This is a genomic window from Virgibacillus oceani, assembly GCF_041521345.1.
Lineage (GTDB): Bacteria > Bacillota > Bacilli > Bacillales > Amphibacillaceae > Virgibacillus_N > Virgibacillus_N oceani_A.
Map to the genome: position 1 here is coordinate 1 of NZ_JBGOHB010000065.1, position 1,737 is coordinate 1,737.

The window sequence follows — 1,737 nt, forward strand, 5'->3', positions numbered from 1 at the left end:
GCCAGAAAATGCGACTGGTGAATTTACAGAAGAACCACAAACTGTAACTTATGTATATGCGCCTGTTGACGAAGGTGATGCAGCACCAGTTACAGTTGAACACGTCGATGAAGAAGGAAATCAACTAGCCCCTTCCGAGGATCTTACAGGAAATGTAGGAGAACCTTATGAATCGCAACCAGAAGAGATTGATGGCTATGAATTGATCGAAATGCCAGAAAATGCGACTGGTGAATTTACAGAAGAACCACAAACGGTAACATATGTATATGCGCCTGTTGACGAAGGTGATGCAGCACCTGTTACAGTTGAACACGTCGATGAAGAAGGAAATCAACTAGCCCCTTCCGAGGATCTTACAGGAAATGTAGGAGAACCTTATGAATCGCAACCAGAAGAGATTGATGGCTATGAATTGATCGAAATGCCAGAAAATGCGACTGGTGAATTTACAGAAGAACCACAAACTGTAACATATGTATATGCGCCTGTTGACGAAGGTGATGTAGCACCTGTTACAGTTGAACACGTCGATGAAGAAGGAAATCAACTAGCCCCTTCCGAGGATCTTACAGGAAATGTAGGAGAACCTTATGAATCGCAACCAGAAGAGATTGGTGGCTATGAATTAATTGAAACACCAGAAAATGCAACAGGGGCGTTTACAAACGAACCACAAACCGTAACGTATGTGTACGCGCCTATTGAAGCCCCAGCACCTTCTGAGGGTGTAATAGTGGTAGAACACGTAGACGAAGAAGGTAACTTATTGGAAAATGCGAATCCAATTACCGGAAACGTTGGGGAGCCATATGAGACACAACCGATAGAAATTGATGGATATGAGTTAATCGAAACACCAGAAAACGCAACAGGGGAGTTTACATCAGATCCACAAACGGTAACGTATGTGTATGCTCCTATTGAAGAAGAAACAGCAGCACCGGTAACAGTTGAACACGTAGACGAAGAAGGAAATAAACTAATTCCGTCGGAGGAATTAGTAGGAACACCAGGAAACCCGTACGAAACTCAGCCAGGTAACATTGGAGGATATGAGTTAATCGAAACGCCAGAAAATGCAACAGGGGCGTTTACAGACGAGACACAAACCGTAACGTATGTGTATGCGCCTGTTGAAGGGGATCCTGAAGGAACTATAATTATTGATTATGTAGATGAAGATGGCAATCCTGTTTCTAATAGGGATACAGAATCTGGATTGGTGGGGGAACCTTATGAATCTTCTCCAAAAGAAATTGATGGATATGAGTTAATCGAAACGCCAGAGAATGCAACAGGGGCGTTTACAGACGAGACACAAACGATAACGTATGTGTATGCACCTGTTGAAGAAGAACAACCAATATTTGAAGGTGCAGTAGTAGTAAATCACGTAGATCAAGAAGGAAATCCGTTAGCTACTCCAGAACCAATAACTGGATTGGTAGGCGAACCATATGAGTCTTCTCCAAAAGAGATTGATGGATATGAGTTAATCGAAACGCCAGAAAATGCAACAGGTGAGTTTACAAACGAGACACAAACCGTAACGTATGTGTATGCGCCTGTTGTGGAGCCTACACCGGGGGCACCTGTAGATGTAGAATATGTAGATGAAAATGGAAATCCTATTGCAGACCCAGAACAGCTTACTGGAAACATTGGGGATCCTTATGAAGCTCAACTGAAAGATATTGACGGATATGAGCTAGTAGAAGTACCAAGCAATGAAAC

The 1,737-nt window shown here is 42.8% G+C and carries 1 protein-coding gene; it reads left to right on the forward strand.

Annotated features, from left to right (window positions below; genetic code table 11):
• A partial coding sequence (locus tag ACDX78_RS23125; RefSeq protein ID WP_486031204.1) for a MucBP domain-containing protein occupies positions 1–1,737 on the forward strand: 1,737 nt, incomplete at both ends.